Origin of the sequence: Pseudoalteromonas sp. T1lg122, from assembly GCF_002964825.1 — a bacterium.
Classification (GTDB): domain Bacteria; phylum Pseudomonadota; class Gammaproteobacteria; order Enterobacterales; family Alteromonadaceae; genus Pseudoalteromonas; species Pseudoalteromonas gelatinilytica.
On the sequence record NZ_PQCG01000001.1, the window covers coordinates 608,101 to 625,663 of the forward strand.

Sequence of the window (17,563 nt, forward strand, 5' to 3'; positions counted from 1 at the left end):
TTTAAACTTTTTAAACCTCAAACACCCATTGCTTTTTTGCTTACTTCGTCGAAGGTAATTTTAAGAGTGCAGTTTTTGCAAAACTGTTAACGTATCATTGGCAATGCAACTTTAGCCTTTTCACGGAAAGCCGATAAATAGCTGAAGTGAAAGGTGTTTAAGTTTATATTTCCACGTTAATTGCTCTATGCGCTCAGGCTCGGCTTTCCAATGTAGCCAAGGTTTAGTTATTTCCTCCTGCTCTCTACCTTTAAGCCAATCAAAAGGAAACGCTTGATTCAGAATTTCCTCTTCAATTTCTAATTGCTGTGAAAACGAAAATGAGGACCAAAACTCATCAGGCCGATTATTCCTCTTATCAAATTCAGCTGTAATGGGGTCTAAATGGCGGTGTCGTTCATATACCGGCACATCAGGCAATGGCTTACTTAAATCCATAAAGCGCACATAACACTCCCATAATAAATAACAATGCACAGGATTAGCTGAAAGTTCGACAACTGAACCAGTTACTGTTGTTTTAGGGTACTTATCTTGGTCTATATGGCTAATTTCTGGAAAGTAATTCATTACACCCGGCGCACCCATTTTCGAGGTTAGCCTGCAAACAATCTCTTCCCATTTAAAACAACAGTTACCTAATTCATCACGCCCTTCGCAACCTGGTATATCAAAAGTAAATCCGACCGTTTGGTTTTGCCTGTCAAGGTACATCATCTTATCAGGTATATATCTAGCCGTTATTGGTAGTAAATTTAAGAAGAATAAGTTCCAAGAAAAGGTCAGAATTACAAGCCACCAAGGGAATGGCTCTTCAGAATACGTTGCGACAACACAGGCAATTAGTAATAGTAAACTCAGTACAGCACCAATAGCCATTGGTCCAAATAATATGGCTTTTATAGGGTTATTGCCACAAGGCGCTATTTTATATTGCTCTTTATTATTTGCATAAATGCGCCTATCTTGATTTAGCCAATGTCGGAAAAAACATAATCCTCTAAATTCGCTTCCTTCATTTATTATTCGATGCGCTTCAAAAAAACGATTAAACTTCGTTTTCTTTGGCATTATTCCAACACCAAAGTAGTTATTTTTTTTCATTAGGTTCCTTATGCAATTGCTAAATCAGGAGAGGTATTTTCAATTGGCTTTTCAAACGCATCAAAATCTATCGGTAAAGTTAGACTTTCGTTGTAAATAAGTGTTGATGTTACTTCAACATCAAACACACTAATGTTCGGTGATTCAATTTCAAACTCATAGGTGGCTGCATTTAAGCTCAGGCTATTTTCATCAAATTCAGCTAAATACTCTTTAATTCCTTCTACCCAAGTTGCTTTTTTATACACATCCAGCGTTATTGGGTGTCGCCAAGAGTATTTTACATCTAAAAGCAATTCGGATTTACCAACAATAAACATTGGTAATTCAACTTGCACCGTATAATAATTGCGACTGTCAAAAAAAGTAGGCGTATTAACTGTCACCTTAGGTGAAAACAACACACTTTGAATATATTTAAAATATTGATTTGGATCTGAAAAAGTATTGTAAATAGCCCCCTTTTCACCAGCAAATACGCCCCGCTTATTTTTAGCAAATGGGCCAAACTTTGCCCAAATCTCTAGCTTGCTATCGATTAACCACACAGCAAGTAAACCAAATACGATAGAGCCTAATAATAATGCCCACCCCCATGGCCCAAGACTTGCAAAAAATATAGTGTGAATACCAAGCCCAATACCGAAGCCTGCAGCTGCAAACATAGCAATGCCAGCATCAGTATCACTTTTACTGATAAGTTGATATGCATCAACCCCTTGTACAACGCCCATAAGTACCCCCATGGCACCAGCAAAACCTCTCAATACTGTCAATTGAGCGTTGTTTGTTGCAAGTATTGAAAATTTACTTACTACATTGTTTAATCTAGGCTTAGTTAAAAATTTTTGATCTAGATCTAATGAATACGCTTCCCAGACACTTCCGACAGCAGCTAAGCTAGCTCCAATTAAAGCTATATTTTTAGCTCCTTCATAGAGGTCACCTTTTTTAAATTCTTTTTCATAATTAATGTAAGCAAGATAACTGCTATAACCAGTCAAAAATAGTAGAGGGATCGACACAAAACGCCCTGCTGAAAGTGTTATGCGCTTAAGCATATTTGAGTCTAAGCCACGATAGTGAAATTCTTCACCTAAACTTCTTACAGGACTTTCAAATAAAACTTTGCCGGGAATATCGTTTTCAGGCAATGTGAGCACATAAGAGCGACCTCCTGACATCAGAGATGCAAGCGCTTTTTGCTCTAATACCATTTTTGCCATTTGGGACACTAAAGCAATTGTTTGTTTAAATAACCGTTGATTACTAGCATTAATACCATTTGCAAAAAGAGGCTGCTTTAAAGCTTTTGCGACGGTTATAATTTGGTTGGTATTGGTAGAAGTAACGTGTCCTTTTTCTTCAATGGCTTTAATAATATTTCTAAATGCGCTACGTTGCTTTTTAGTTTTTAAGTCATTTAATAGTGGATGGCTGACAATATCCATGTTCAACGCAAAACGCCCTTCAGGCACTGCATTTGCTGGATGTATTTGCAGGTTTTTAAATTCTTCTATGTTGCGTGACTTACTAAAGCCACCGATTAAATGATGGTACTTAACTCCCTTTTCTGTCAGCTCTTTAACAAAAGTAGAAAACACTCGTTCTTGTAAACCTAGCCACTCATTAAGCCCTTTTGAGACAACATCAAGCACGCTTTTGTTAGATAAATAAGCGGGTATAAACGGTAATCCAAGTTCTTCTTTAATTTTGTCATGATCAAACTTTTTAGGATTAAACCCTTCAACCGTATTAGCTATTAAATCTTCATCATAATCTGTGTTAACTAAGTTATCGCCATAAGCGTCAGGATGCACACATAACTGCTTACTAAACCAATTATCTCTAGTTTGTGTTACCTCAAGCACAAGGGCTTTATTGTCTTCAAACTGCTTATCTAAACGGTCAATTAGTACTTGCATTTTAGCTTTATCGCATAGCGCAGGTAAATAAGCTGATAAAGTCGTTTTGGGTAAGATAAGTGTGATTAATTGCTCACAAATAAATTCTGCAGCCAGCCCATAACTTAATGCGCCAGCGCTGGTTAAGTCTTTAACCAAATCTTCCCACTCTGCTGGTGGGTCAATATTAATTTGTTGACTGATTTCATGTAACGTCAACTGTTGAGCTTGGCAATCTAAATAATATAAATCATAGAGCTTCTCTCGCGCATCTAAGTATCCTTCTACAGCATTGATTACTGTTGTTGTATCAGATCCTAATAAATACTTTTCTAATTCCTGCTCGGATACTTCGCCGGCGGCTTTCCTTGCGTTACGGCTTTGCGCATCTTCTCTATTAAAAGATTTATGCATCGTTTTAGGCATACTAAGTGCCTGCTTTTGCCATAGTTTTTCATCAAAATATAGTTGATGAGCGAGCATTGCTGATTTATAAAATCCGTTTGATTCAAGTTCACTTTGATGACTTTTTAAAACTTGAAAATAATAATCCGCAGTTATTTTTTGCGCTTGAGCAATGCCTAAAATATCATGAACAAAGACATTTACCTTACCAGAATAAATATCCATATTCTTAATAGCATCCCAGCTTGGAGCACTACTTAGATCCAATGATTGCATTCTTTTAGTACGATAACGGCTCGCTGTTTGAGTATCATCGCACTTGCTCAGCAAAGGCTTTTTACTAAGGCGTGAGTCACTTTCATACATGCCACCTAATGCGGTGATATATTCCCAAGACCATTGCACTCGTGAAAAAGCAATTTGAATATCCGGAACCTGAATACTGTCCCCTGAACCAAATAGTCCTATAACTTTTCGTGGTAATAAAATATCTTGATTAAATACACTCGTATGCGGCCTGAAATCCTGACTATGATATAAGGATAAATCTACATCACTCAATTGTTTATCGGCGAGTGCCGCTATCTCTCTCCACAAGAAACCATTGATGTATATATAGTAATAACCATATGCTGCATTTTCTTCTGGTTGGGGCTTGAACTTATCCATAGGGATAAACTCAGGCGCCCCCGCTTTACTTTTATCTAACGTGTAGTCTTTAAATACGAGTGGCGTTACTGTTAAAAATGTCGGCTTTTGATCTGCTGATAGGCCTTGTGACTTTAGCTTTTTAGCAGCTTTACCAAAAGGAATACATAACTCTGAGCCAGAAAAGCTCTGCAAAAACAGGTTCAAGCTACAATCTTTAGCTTCATCAACAATCCTAGGAGCGTATACATACTGTGTTGTCATTTAAACTCCCTCATCGAAAATTTGATTATTATTAAAAGCGCCTTGAGTAACGGTGAATTTACCTTGGCCTATTAAATTATTATTTGTGTCTGTTTCTACGATAAAAGCAGCCTCTACAGGGTCTTCACTTTGTGTATCTAAATCCCTAACTTGCACTCTAAGCCCTCTTGGTGCAGGGCCGCCAGACTGCATAAGAGGCATGGGTGGGGTATTTTTATTATTTGATATCATCGGGTCGCCTTGGCGAGCCGCTGGCTTGCCTTCAATCATTACGTTAAATGACCCCATAATAAATTCGGCTTTACCGTCGTTCGTTCCGCTAGCGATACCTTTTTTATCACCTGGAGAGTCACCCGAGCTTTGAGAAAAGTAACTTTTTACATTCGCAGCACCTTGACCATTCACTTTGACTGAACTTGCGACAGAGGTAACATCACTTGATTGGGCTTTATTGCCGTAGGGAATAGGCACAACGCTAGTGCCAATTGTGGTTAAACACACATCGATTGTTGTTAACTTACCACCGCTATCTTGATGCACAGCGGTGCGGCCATTAATAAGTACATTTTGGCCAGAGACTGTAGCGGTTTGCGGTGTCTCTGATTCTGTATCTTTAACTAATTGCTGCTCTGTACCTGCTTGCCAACCTAAATGATTCGACACTAAATCTAAAAAGGCACGAGGGTTATCGATTGGTTTGTTAACGTCCATATTAGTCTGCGGTTCGTTCCACGGCAAAATTGGCTGGTTTTTCTCGTTATCCCATTGTGGTGGCGGAATAATGTAATCTGGAATAAATCGATTAACCAGTTCACCAAGTGTATGCTCTCGGTACTTAGGTCTGGCAATTTCATCTAAAAAAGCAGATTCGCCTTCAGAGCGGTCCGAAAAAATAGCAATACCATTAGCTTTGCCGAGCGCACCATTGCTGCGTGCACTATTGGTTAGACCTAGTAATGTCGGGTTATTATGGCGCCATGTAACACTGCCGCCGCTTCGTACGTCAGCAGTGAGTGCGTCTATGTCGTATTGTACGCTGCCTGATTCTTTGCCAGCCATGGCATTTATATATGACATTCGCTTTCACTCCTTGAAATCTTAAATAGCTGTTCGTTTGGCTGATTGAACACCACAAATACGTGTTCAATGTCAGCCATCAGCGGGTTATGCAAATAGCTTCCAGCTAATGCAAATGCCGCAGATTGGTTTGCCACACCTTGATAACCTAGTACGGTATTTAGTTCGGCAAACTCTATTAGTTCGTCATCATTTTTATAGTGCTTTTGGGTATAACTAAACCACTGTTTTTGCCATTCATACGACTGCATGCCAGCAAAAATAAAGGAGTCACTAACCTGTATGTTTGCCCTTTGAAGCTGAGTAGGCATTGACTCATCAAAAGTCGTGGCTTTTAAACAACCTTGTCTGTGTACCAACAGTGCATAGCCACCTTCGCCATTAATTACGCCGCTAGGGCCATTTACAACTTGTACTGTGTGGTGTTTGGCTTGCTCAGAAACGTATTCAAAATCATTACACGAATCAACGGCAACTACGAGGGTATCGAGGTCGGTTGCTTCGAGCTGCCAATCGCTTACCTGCTCAAAGGCTGGTGTTTGCTCAGGCATTGCGTTAATCAATAATTCACTTAATGTGTCATCATCAATCAGCGGCTCGCCATTACTGGCGTGCGGTAATATAAACTGAACTTTATTGACCCTAAATGAACAACAAAGTTTTTTTAACTCAATATTTTCAATAACATGAGACAAAATTAGCAAGCAACGAGTTTGCCTATCAAACCCAGCAAGCTCAGTCAGTTCTACAAATACATAAGGGGCATCTAAACTAATATCACAGCGGATCAGCGCTTTGCTTGGCTTTGAATACAACATTTGGTTTGCCACCGATGTATAAAAACTTTCGGTATAACACCCTGCGGCATTAACATGATAAAGAGTATCAAACTGCATCGTTACCTCCCTGCTCAGCTACAATTATATTGCTGCTACTTGCCACATTGTCACTGTTGATATGTCCGCGCCATAACAGCGAAAAGCACTGTGCGTCCGAATCAATCACTAAGGTATCGCAGTGCATGTCGATATCATGCCTCGTTAACGTATTAACCACTTGTACTATTGGCTTAAGCACAGGAAGCTCTACTGTTTGTTGTTGGCCATATTCTTGTAATGGATATAATCCGGTTAACGAAAACGCCCAGCCTTTTGTAAACAATTGCTTTGTTTGTTGATCTGCCGGGGCTGTATTATAAAAGTTGCTAGCCAATGACGTTTTGAACGGGTACTTACCAGCCATGAGCGCTTGTTCGTCAATCTCTGGCATTAATTCTATACGCGGTGACCAATGACTCGGAATTGCCGAAAAGCCAGCAACGCTTACTTGATGACTTGGTTTTCTTAATACCTCATTGGCATACTCTATCGCAGGTAAAAGCTGCCCTACTGCGTGCTTATTTTTCAGTTTAAAGCCAACGCCTATTGGGTTTCCGAGGCTATAGACGTTTTGATCATGATGTGCTTTGCCCCCAAACGCGCGGCTATAGCAAACAGCTGTTGGCGTAATTGGGCTAGGATCCGTAGCGACAGGGCCAAGCAGTGAACGGCGCCATTTACGTTCGCCAGTAAGGCGTAATCGCTTTTTAATTATCTGTGTGTCGTTTGCAGCTAAGCCTAGCTCAACCTCAATAACACGCGCAGTTTTGCCCTTTGGCGGGTAAGCAGTAAAGTTGCCATACACTTCGAAACCTTGCTTAAATGCCACTTGTTCATTCACTGCCACCAGCGGCTCGCTAGTCGGATCACCGCTATATTCGTCAGCCATGACGATTTCAACACACGGTTCCATTAAGCTAGTATTGCCTTTTTCATCAAACTCAAAGCTCTGTTTTACCAAAACAACATGAGACGCAGTGCCATCTGTTTGCCAACCTTCAAACACGCTTGCTTGCCAAGGAGTAAAGTTATGCAGCATGCTTTGCTCCTGCTATTAACTTTTGCCACTGAACTGCTGTTTGCTGAGTATGATAAAGACCACAGGCCAGTGTTAATTCAAACTGAGGGGCAAATACTCGCTGTACAATCTCGCCTGCCAATTCTGCTAAGCCTTGCTCTGGCTGCGCTTTTGTAAAACTCACGCCTTTTAAAACACACTCTCCTTTGCTTAAAGCCAGTGCTTGCCTAACATGCTCTGCATCATGCAAGTTTATACCGGCTTGCACATGATGCTGATTTTGCGTGCTTACCAGTGTTAAGGCTTCTGCTTTTGCAAGTGGTCTATCTGTTAACGTTAGCCAAGCCTGATAAGCTGCTTGCTGTGTTTGCGCAACGCCCATAAGCTCTATCACCAATACCAGCGCTGATTTATACACAAAGTGGCTTAATACGGTTTGGCAAAATTCTGGGTGCGCTTTACAAAATAAAGCACAAGGCTCATGCCAGCGACTATCGTCAAGCAGCCCCGCTAATTGTAATAACTGCGCTTTTTGTGAAGGCTCGCTAGTACTCGAAAACACTTTAAATACTTTATCACTAAGGCTGTTATCGCCTTGGCAATAGCAATTGACTAAAGCGGCATACACCAAAGTAAAATCAGCATGAGCGAGGGCTTGTTGTAACTCGGCATCATTTAAAGGCTGCGAAAACAAAATAGTTTTAAGCTGCTGCGGTAATGACTCTTTACCCTCTAGCACTGTGGCTCTGAGTGCTTTTTGTTCTGGGATAGTCCAATACCTAAGTTGCTGCGATAACAAAGTATAAACAGGCAGAGCTTGCTGCTTTTTAAGCGCTAAAAAATAATCACTGTTGTCTTGCTCTGATGCAGCCATTAAACGTGTTGCACAAAGCGCAAAAATGGCGTGCTGGTCGCTCGCTAACGCGATCTCACAAAAATCATCACAGCTAAGTTCAGCAAGGTCATTAAAACTGTTCCCATTGAAGTAGTCGCACGGTGACTGCTGCTTAAGCGATGCCAGCACATAAAGGTGATTAAGCACTTGATGCTCTAACACTTTTTGCCTTGCAAGACTATACGCCCCTGACGCAAGGAGCTTTTCACGGTGCGCCATTAAGGTAGTAACACGCTGTTGATGCTGTTTTAACTTAGAAACCGCTGCAAACATATTAATTAAGCCTAATCGGCCAACCTGCCAAAGTAAGGTCTTGTTGGCTATTTGCAGTGATATCTTCGCCTTCAAGCACGATAGTGCCATCGGCGAATACTTCGATGCTGCCCTTGGCGGTTTGCAAGCTAACGCTTTGCTCTGCGGCAATAATAATATGCCCTGCTTCGTTGCTAATGTGAGCCGCCGGAGATTGTTCAGGTGCAGCTAAAAGTGCCGTTACAATCACACCTTGCTCACTGTGTAGCACCACAACTTGGCTACCTACTTTGCAACACGATACATGGGCAGCTTGCAAAGCAACATCAAAACGAATGTGATTAATAACCACGCTCAAAGCTTTACCCTGAGGTGACACTTCACTGACCTCTGCGAGGCTTTGTTGCTGATCAAATAACTGAGTTACTGTGGCTGTCATTTTCAGTCCTTGAAATTAGTTATTACTTATTGCATTGCCTTTAATAGCAATGTTTCTAGCCGATAGAGTGATATTGGTGGCATCGATAGTTAAATTACCCGCAGCATCAATCTCTAAACTTGCACCACCTTGGCTAAGCTGGATAGAGCCTCGACCTTCGCCTTTGATGGTGATATTTGCCCCGCTAGAGAGGTTCAAATCACCATTTGGCGCTTGAAACTCAAGGTTGCCATCGACCGAGTAGACACTAAAATCTTGCTCACTTTGCAAGTTAAGCTCTTGCGCTGCTTTTAGTTCGCTACTGCCATCAGTCGCTTCGATACGAGTATCGGCATCAGACTTTAATGTTAAATCAGCCGCAGCTGTTACCTTAATATCACCCTCACGTGTTTGAACTTGTAGGGTGTTCTCTACACGATTAGTAAAATCGTTGGCAGCAGTAAAAATGGCGTCATTCTCAGCAACAAACTGAAGGTTCTCTTTAGCTGAAATTTTGACGTCACCTTCCACTGACTTAAGTGTTGCTTGATGGGCATTCTCGGTTGCATCTAACAACAATTGGTTTTTATTTTCTTTATTTGCAAGGCTAATTTTTTCTTCACCGCTTTTGTCATCCATGATCAAGGTATGCCCAGCACGGGTGACAAGCTTATTCTCTGTCGGATTTTGGCTGGTAACCGGGTTCGGGCAGCTCTGATTATAAAGCGCTCCTAAAATAATCGGCCTATCTAGGTCGCCATTTTCACCGGTTACTAACACTTCGGTGCCCGTCGTTAACGGAAAATGCATACCATGGCCACTGCCACCATATTGCTGTAGTAAGCGCGTTGGGCGGCTTTCTTGGCCTTCACCGTCTTGGTTAAACGGTAAGCGCACTAAGTAATTGCCGTCGTCGTCAACCTCTTGCTCAATGGTGGCATTAAATGTTGCAAATACACGACGTGCAGGAGACAGCTCAGCTCTAAACTCAACGGATGCAGGCAATAAATAGGCTTGGTTTTTATAGGTTAACCCTTTAACTTGCGAGCCATATTCTACTGCCGCAGATTGGCTGCCTTTGTGATCAACACGCGTAATTAAATACAGCCCTTTATGATCAGGATGGTCATACACTGTCAACAACATACCGGGTCTTAAGGCACGGCAATCAGTATCAATAATTAATTGTTCACGCTGACAATCAAACGCTTGTTGACGTACTTTCGCCAGCGAATTACCTATATTGGCGTTAGGAAAGTTATCTGCATAATGACTGTCATCACCAAACCCTGGGTAACTGGTATTATTTGCGGTCGACACATTTAAGTTACCTTGCGCTTTGTAGTTGTAATCATTAAGCGACACACTTTGTGGATGCAACTGTGCTTTACGGCTTATTGCAAAAATGGTTTCGCTATTTCGAACTTGCCCTGATGGCGGCACATAACTCAGGCTTATATCATCGCATTGCCCGGAAAAGTCTTTACTGCTATTACAGACTTTGAAGGTGCAATCACCTTCTGTTTGCTCTACAAAACCATATACAAAGCCATACTTACGCATCAAACGCGTGACAAACTCATAGTCTGTTTCGTTGTATTGAACCGTCATTTCAAGGGTTGGGCCCGACGCTTGAATACTAAACTTTTGCATTGGAAAACCAGCTTTAGTAAATACGCTTTTTACTATGGCAGCTGGATCCATCATGGTGAAAACACGGTTAGAGTGTTGGTGCTTCAACAAGGTTAAATAAGAACTCATGGTCAGCGTATAGTGATAACCCTGATGGCTTTGCCCATGTGCAGTAAAAGCACTGATGATCCCAGAAATAGTGCGGTCGCTCATTGACCATACTAAATTGAGCTTGGCATCTTTACCTAACAGCATCTCGGCACTGAGGTGCTCTTGACTTAACACTTGAATAGAAAAAGCAAAGTCTTCACATAGGCTGTCATTGCTTGATTCAAAATCGGTCACCGAAACCATGCCATCCGGTAATCCTTGCACGCTGACACTAAAATGACTGGTGTTGGCTTTTAGTTCATTTAGGCTATCCATGAATCCCATTGTTCAAATCCTTTATGCTTGGTCCGCAAAGGTTGCGGTAATTTCATCATTCTCATCAACAGCTAGAGTGAGAATATCTGGCATGTCATCCTCTGCCATAAACTCTAAAATTGATTTCGCAATGCCTGGCAATATTTGCTGCTCTATCACCGCATTTACCATGCGCGCACCACTGTCTGATAACTGGCACTGTTCGGTCAGTTTGTTAAGTACGGTTTCATCAACACGTAGCTGCATTTTGTGATTATTCGCTAACCGCTTGGCAATACCGTCTAGTTTCAAACTGACAATAGATTGCAGTGCCTCTTTATCGAGCGCTAAATAAGGAATAACTTGCATACGCGCTAACAGTGCCGGGGCAAAAAACTGCAGTAACTGCGGCTTAATTAGCTCTGTTAGTGCTGTAATTGAAGGAACTTGCCATGGGCTACCGTCTTCATTTAAAGGGGCTTGTTCATTATTCAATGCTGCATTGATTTGGTCTTGATTTTCAATGTCAGCATGTTCATCGTCAGTCGGTTCAGTTAAATCAATGACATTAGGTGGCGTGCAAGCATCAATAAGCTCGGCAGATCCTAAGTTTGAGGTCATGATGATCACGGTATTTTTAAAATCGATTTCGCGACCTTCGCCATCGCGCATACTGCCACGCTCAAAAACTTGGTAGAACATGTTTAGTACGTCTTTATGCGCTTTTTCTACTTCATCGAGTAAAATAACCGAGTACGGACGCTGCCTCACAGCTTCTGTTAATACCCCGCCTTCGCCGTAGCCAACGTATCCCGGTGGCGACCCCTTAAGCTGCGATACTGTATGCGCTTCTTGATACTCGCTCATGTTTATGGTGGTTAAAAACTTTTCACCACCAAATAGTTGCTTAGCTAGACATCGTGCTGTTTCGGTTTTACCCACCCCAGAAGGGCCAGCTAATAAAAACACGCCAAGCGGCCCATACTCATTGCTTATACCTGCCTTACTTACACGCAACGTTTGGGCAATTTTCGCAATGCCTGACTGCTGACCGATCACTTCTTGGCTTATGGCTTTTTCAAGGGTAATCAAATTGGTTATTTGGTCTTTCACCATCGCGCCAACAGGTACGCCTGTCCACTGCGAAATAATTTGCGCGACGGCATCGGCATCAACTTCACTGTAAAGGCCATTATCTTGGGTGTTCTGCTCTTTTAGCGTTTGTCGTAAGTTAAGTAACACGCTGCTGTCTAATTCATTTTGCGAATTAGCTTGCTTAAACTCATTGATTTGGCCTAATGTCGAAATTTGTGACTCACGCGCACTCGTCAATGTTGCTAAGTTACTCTGCGCTGCATTTAGTTCTTGTTGTAAGTGCAGCAATTTGTCCATATCAACCGCCAAACCTTGCTCGCTTTCTGCTGCAATGCTTTGGATACGTGTTTCAAGGTAATTAATGTGCTCACGCTCAGCTTCAATGGCTGCAGGATCGGTAGCAAACGACATTCGAACTCTTGCCGCAGCGGTATCTAGCACATCAATGGCTTTATCTGGTAGTTGACGACCCGTGATATAACGTGACGACAAAACCACTGCAGCTTCTATAGCATCATCAGTAATTTGAATGTTGTGATGTTGTTGATACTTATCTTTCAAACCCGCTAACATTAGCTGAGCAGCTTGCTCCGTTGGCTCATCTACTTTAATAAGTTGAAAACGGCGCTCAAGTGCAGCATCTCGCTCAAAGTATTTTTTGTATTCACTCCAAGTGGTTGCAGCGACTGTGCGTAACTCACCTCGGGCAAGCGCAGGCTTTAGCAAGTTAGCCGCATCACTCATACCAGCATCGCCACCAGCACCAATTAACGTGTGGGCTTCATCAATAAACATGATGATAGGGGTGGTTGAGTTTTTCACTTCATCGATCACTGTTTTTAAACGGCGTTCAAATTCACCTTTAACCCCTGCACCGGCTTGCAATAGGCCCATATCTAACACCAGTAATCGTACACCTTTAAGATCATCAGGAACCTGACCATCAACAATACGCTGAGCAAATCCTTCAACTACCGCAGTTTTGCCTACCCCTGGCTCACCCACTAAAATTGGGTTGTTCTTACGACGACGACAAAGCACATCAACCATCATGCGAATTTCGTCATTGCGACCAAGCACTGGGTCAATTTTGCCTTGTTTCGCTTTCTCGGTAAGGTCTTCACAATACTCATCAAGGGCACCACCTTGACCACTTTGCTGATCAGCAGCAGTATGCTGAGCACTTTGTTTTGCCTGTGGATTTAATCGCTCACTTGAGTTTTGGCAAAGCTTATCGAGGTTTTCAGCCATAAAACGGGCGTCAATTTTTTCAAGTAACGCAGGCAATTGCAGTACAGGGCTATATGGCAATAATTCAGTTAAGGCATCAATCAACGCAGCGCCGGTGATCCAGTCACTTTTGTGCTGTACATTTGCACTTAACCAAGCCCGCTCAAGCCACTCATAAAGTCGACGAGAAAAAACCGGCTTACTCTGGTTACCCGCAGGTTGGCGGTTTAAAAAGTCGAGCAGCTCATGCCACACTGCGTCTTGATTAATATTAAAAAAGTGAAAAATATGCTCTAAATCACCGTTACTACCTTCTTCCATCAACTTAATTAATAAATGTTCAGGTAACACTTCATAGTGACTACGACTGCTTGCAAACCCTGCCGCTGACTCAAGTGCTGTTGCAGTATGGCCATTTAGTTTGTCGATAAGCTGCTTTATGCCTTTTGCATCCATGTTGTTTTCCTTAAATCCTGATTACTTTTAATGTTGATATTGTTGATGTGTGTAACTGTGCACGCTGATATTTGCTTCAGCACAGCCTAAATAAGAGTTGTGACCGAGTAGCAAGTCGTTTTGCCCTAAGGCTTGCTCTGTTACTGCTTGATTAGCCACCTTAATTTGACAAATCCATTGCACATTACTAGGTAAATGAGTGCTTAACATGGCAGCCATTTTTTTGCCTTGTGAGTGCTGAGGATTAAGCGCTATCGCGGTGTCAGAATCCACAGGACCAATCACAATGGTCAGTACGCTACCACTGACTAATACGCGCTCACCAAGAACCGCTGACTCGCCTAACACCATCTGTTGATCTTGACCAAATGAACTTGGCGAGTCTATTTGTTGCCAATTTGCACGGGTGTCATCCACAGTCAGTTGCTCAACCTCTAGTGAGTGGCGAAGTAATTGCGCTAAACCCGCAGCGCTGGTTTGTTTTAAACTGGCGATACCGCACTGAACTTTTTGCTCAGTTTTGGTTGATAAGATGGCTTCGATTAAATGGTCGAATTGCTCTGCACCACGGCCTTCAACATTGATGTGCGACTTTTTCCATGCTTGAAACAATTGGCAATAAAGCACATGATTAAACATGCTAAAAACTGCCTTACTCGGCCCCCACTTTCTTGATCACTTGCCGCCTGCTCGAGTAAATAATGTGGCATAGGTGCATCTACACCATACAAGCCTAAAAATGATGTCGACAAACTTAATCGGCCACGGCCAAGGTTATCTAATTCACAGCTGCGAACATCCGTGGCAGGAAAGCCAAGTTCTTTATAAGGCTTAAAGATAACTCGCTCGCTAATCCCTTTTTCAAGTTCTAAAGGGGTTGCCCAATGTTTTTCAATTAGGCTCATCGCCTTAAACAAATTAAACTGCCAAGGAGCTGCAATCAGCTTTTCTATTGGTTCAGGTAACTTTGCCCAAACAGGGTGATTTATTGACTCGTGCATATTCATAACTGATAACTCTTGCCCGGTTCAATTTCCCAGCAGTGGGTTTTATAACTTGGAATCGCATTGACTCGGGTCTGCACGCTCTCGTTAATTGGCGCATACATTAGAAAGAACTGATGCAGCATATTGCAAAAGTGGTATAAGTCGGCATCACAAACAAATTTGCTTTCATCAATATCAATCAGTACATCAACACCTTTAATAAAAATGCCACGCTTAATTTGACTAATCGGTGTTGCGGTAATTTTTTGAATGCTATCAATACGTAATCGGTTTTCAGCTTTTTGTGACCAATCAAATAATACCAGTAAGCGTTTTAATTCGGTGACTTGTGTAATCTGTGAAAACTTCACATTTAATAGGCTTATCAACTGCCAATGCTTTGGTTGTTCAGGGCATGGCAAATAGTTAGTCGGGCGAATTACATTTTCTACATTGGCAATGCTTGGCATATCTGGGCCGCCAATGTTTAAATCGCCCTCTTGGAGTAACTGCCTTGGCCAACCAGCATTAAAAACGGTTAAATCAACCGATAAGGTTTCTTTTTCTTCTTCAAGGTTAAATGGCAACTGTAAATAGTGGCACGGCGCAGCCCCGCCCACATCTTTCGTTAAAACGGTAAACAGTTTCTTTTCGTCTTCAAACACGCTTTGATATCTGGGGGTATAATCATACGATTTGCCACTTAACGAGTTGCGTCCTTTAACCTCATTAACGGTGTAACTGAAGATATGATCTGTTCTGTTTTGATCAGCGGTGATCATGTAATCAGTGCGGTTTGACTCTATGCGTATTGGCTCTGCAGGTTGTGCAAACAAATTAATAGCTGGCACGCAATTGAGTAAAATATTATCGCGGCTTAATTGATGACCCGGTGGTAATTTACTACTGCCTCTAAACACCAGCTCAAATCGATCGATATGCTCAGGTAAGGTCAGATCTTTTAAACCATCAAAGCGCATAAAGTAAAAACGGTCTTTCGCGTTAAAGTAGTCTAACAGCAGCGCATAGCCCGGATGGCTTTGTTCTGCATGCGGTAATAAAGCGCCATCTATATCTAAATAAGTAGCACTACAACCTTTTACTTTTAACTTTTTATTATGTTCAAAATGCGAGGGGCCAAAATCAAGCTCTGTAAACTGCTCTGCTGTTTTTAAAAGCTTAAACAAAGAACTACATAAAGGCGTATCACCACGTAAGTAAAACTGTAAATTTGCAAGGTCGTAGTTTTTGCGCTCACCTTGGCAAACAAAGCGTAGGCCAATACGTAGCTCAGATCCTAAATGCGACTCTTGATAACGCACATGCTCAACATCAAGAGGACTAACTTGTAGGTCGTGCGTTGTTGTAAAGGTGATATGTTTTTTATCAACCACTGACTTATCAGCGCTTAGCGTCAGCCCTTTTTCAATAAGATGTGATTTTTGCATTGCCAACTTAGGGCTAAACTTTACAACCGTGCTTGATGGGTAATAGCTCAATAATATAGGGCATAGCTGACGCAGCACTTGCTCTGAGACCTCAGGAACAGACTCATCTAAACGCTTTTGCGTATGCGCAGTTAAATAGGCAACACCTTCTAGTAGTCGTTCAATATGGGGATCACGATCTTTTAGCGCATCGATATTTAACATGCCTGCGTGCTCAGGGTAATGCTGAGCAAACTGTTTGCCGGCTTGGGTTAATAAGCGCATTTGTGCATCAAAATACTGTTGCATTGAACTATCCTTTTACGCTGAATTAATCAAACTGCTTGGCATGCTCTGCCACATCGGCTTTACCACCCGACTCAAATCGGGTGTTAAGTTTGATACATTGTCCTGAGGTTAAAAATGCTTGTATATCAAGCCTAATCACGCAATTTTCTTCACGAATTTCCATAGGAATGACATTGGCATAGCGAACTCGTGGCTCGTATTTTTCTATCAATTTTTTAACTTCAAACGCCAAGGTGTGCTGTGAATACGGAAGGCCCTCGTAGATATCTTCGACATCAGGCAACCCATAATCGGCCAAATGTTTTAACACGCCACGACGCGCATTAAGTAATTCATTTAGATGTTTGCAGACACTGTTTTGCTCATCAGTTTGAAAACCTTGATGACCATTTCGTGTGACTGGTTGAGTTAAAAAATCGAATAACGCCATAAACTTACCTCTAAGAAAAGGATATGCTTTCGCATATCCTTTAATTTTGCTGACTTATCGACCTTCAGTCCAAGAGTCAGAGAACTCGATGTTGCCATCAAGGTAAGTCCACGTAATGCGCTTATAACGTAGGCTAACTGTTTCAAGGTGCGGGTAACGCTCCTTGTCTAAGTCTTTTACGTTATGCATTGTTGGTAGAATTGAGGTGATTTTTACATCTTCCAACTTGTGGCAGAAATATTCACGCTCGGTCCCTGTGTCATCAATACGGTACCATTTAAGCTCAAGTTGCTTAAGTGTTTGACCGTTTGAGCACGCTTTGTACAGGTATGGTGTTGCTGCATCAACCGCTTTTGTAATAACAAAAGGTTCGTGCTTACGAGTACCTGTTAATTCGCCTGTGTCGTTATCTGTAGGAATGCGAAGTTCATGATCAAAGTGTAGGATCTCAATTGAACCTTCACGCTCTGCAACAGTTACAGAACCTTTGATGTCATTACCTTGGTCATCCTTTAACCACATATACGCTGGAATTGCCATTTCATTATTCTCCTTTTAGAATGAATTGTTTCCTGTTTAATGGCATAGGCATAAACAACCTTGTTTATGCCCCCCAAAAAGCCCGATGCTTCATGCCACTGGGGAACATGTCCCAAGTTGGCTGCAACCAACTTGGGGCCATTCTTTTACACCAACCAGCTACTCACCAAATTGACGTCTTTACACAGCC

General features: G+C 41.9%; 12 protein-coding genes and 1 pseudogene. All 13 read right to left on the bottom strand.

Annotated features, from left to right (window positions below):
- Window positions 1-120: 120 nt before the first annotated feature.
- The 13 genes and pseudogenes from C2M33_RS02790 to C2M33_RS02850 all read right to left on the bottom strand — a co-directional run bounded on the left by C2M33_RS02790 (window position 121) and on the right by C2M33_RS02850 (window position 17,373).
- Window positions 121-1,104, bottom strand: a complete 984-nt coding sequence (locus tag C2M33_RS02790; RefSeq protein ID WP_105173643.1) for a hypothetical protein — start codon at window positions 1,102-1,104, stop codon at window positions 121-123.
- An 8-nt stretch (window positions 1,105-1,112) separates the two neighbouring features.
- Window positions 1,113-4,325, bottom strand: coding sequence for a hypothetical protein (locus C2M33_RS02795; protein ID WP_105173644.1), 3,213 nt, complete (start codon window positions 4,323-4,325; stop codon window positions 1,113-1,115).
- The gene (locus tag C2M33_RS02800; protein ID WP_105173645.1) at window positions 4,326-5,402 is read right to left on the bottom strand and encodes a DUF4150 domain-containing protein; all 1,077 of its coding nucleotides are present in this window, start codon (window positions 5,400-5,402) and stop codon (window positions 4,326-4,328) included.
- A complete protein-coding gene (locus tag C2M33_RS02805; protein ID WP_105173646.1) occupies window positions 5,390-6,298 on the bottom strand; it encodes a hypothetical protein in 909 nt (302 codons plus the stop codon). Before C2M33_RS02805 ends, C2M33_RS02800 begins: the two co-directional genes overlap by 13 nt.
- The gene (locus C2M33_RS02810; protein WP_105173647.1) at window positions 6,288-7,319 is read right to left on the bottom strand and encodes a DUF2169 family type VI secretion system accessory protein; all 1,032 of its coding nucleotides are present in this window, start codon (window positions 7,317-7,319) and stop codon (window positions 6,288-6,290) included. The genes C2M33_RS02805 and C2M33_RS02810 overlap by 11 nt, the downstream gene beginning before the upstream one ends.
- Complete coding sequence (locus C2M33_RS02815) at window positions 7,309-8,541, bottom strand: hypothetical protein (protein ID WP_233999079.1); 1,233 nt, start codon at window positions 8,539-8,541, stop codon at window positions 7,309-7,311. The genes C2M33_RS02810 and C2M33_RS02815 overlap by 11 nt, the downstream gene beginning before the upstream one ends.
- Window positions 8,468-8,884 carry a hypothetical protein gene (locus tag C2M33_RS02820; protein ID WP_105173649.1) on the bottom strand — a complete coding sequence of 139 codons (417 nt, stop codon included), beginning with the start codon at window positions 8,882-8,884 and terminating at the stop codon, window positions 8,468-8,470. Before C2M33_RS02820 ends, C2M33_RS02815 begins: the two co-directional genes overlap by 74 nt.
- Before the next feature lie 15 nt (window positions 8,885-8,899).
- Window positions 8,900-10,921, bottom strand: coding sequence for a type VI secretion system tip protein TssI/VgrG (locus tag C2M33_RS02825; RefSeq protein WP_199776350.1), 2,022 nt, complete (start codon window positions 10,919-10,921; stop codon window positions 8,900-8,902).
- A gap of 21 nt (window positions 10,922-10,942) precedes the next feature.
- On the bottom strand, window positions 10,943-13,681 hold the full coding sequence (gene tssH / locus C2M33_RS02830; protein WP_105173651.1) for a type VI secretion system ATPase TssH: 2,739 nt from the start codon (window positions 13,679-13,681) through the stop codon (window positions 10,943-10,945).
- Window positions 13,682-13,708: 27 nt separating this feature from the next.
- Window positions 13,709-14,688, bottom strand: a pseudogene (tssG, locus tag C2M33_RS21525) (type VI secretion system baseplate subunit TssG).
- Window positions 14,685-16,403: a type VI secretion system baseplate subunit TssF gene (tssF, locus tag C2M33_RS02840; RefSeq protein ID WP_055197340.1), complete on the bottom strand. Its 1,719-nt coding sequence runs from the start codon at window positions 16,401-16,403 to the stop codon at window positions 14,685-14,687. The pseudogene tssG and the gene tssF overlap by 4 nt, the downstream one beginning before the upstream one ends.
- Window positions 16,404-16,425: 22 nt before the next feature.
- Window positions 16,426-16,833 (bottom strand): type VI secretion system baseplate subunit TssE, encoded by a 408-nt coding sequence (tssE, locus tag C2M33_RS02845; protein ID WP_054554066.1) that lies wholly within the window; start codon window positions 16,831-16,833, stop codon window positions 16,426-16,428.
- A 54-nt stretch (window positions 16,834-16,887) separates the two neighbouring features.
- Window positions 16,888-17,373, bottom strand: coding sequence for an Hcp family type VI secretion system effector (locus C2M33_RS02850; RefSeq protein WP_054554067.1), 486 nt, complete (start codon window positions 17,371-17,373; stop codon window positions 16,888-16,890).
- Between the last annotated feature and the right edge of the window lie 190 nt (window positions 17,374-17,563).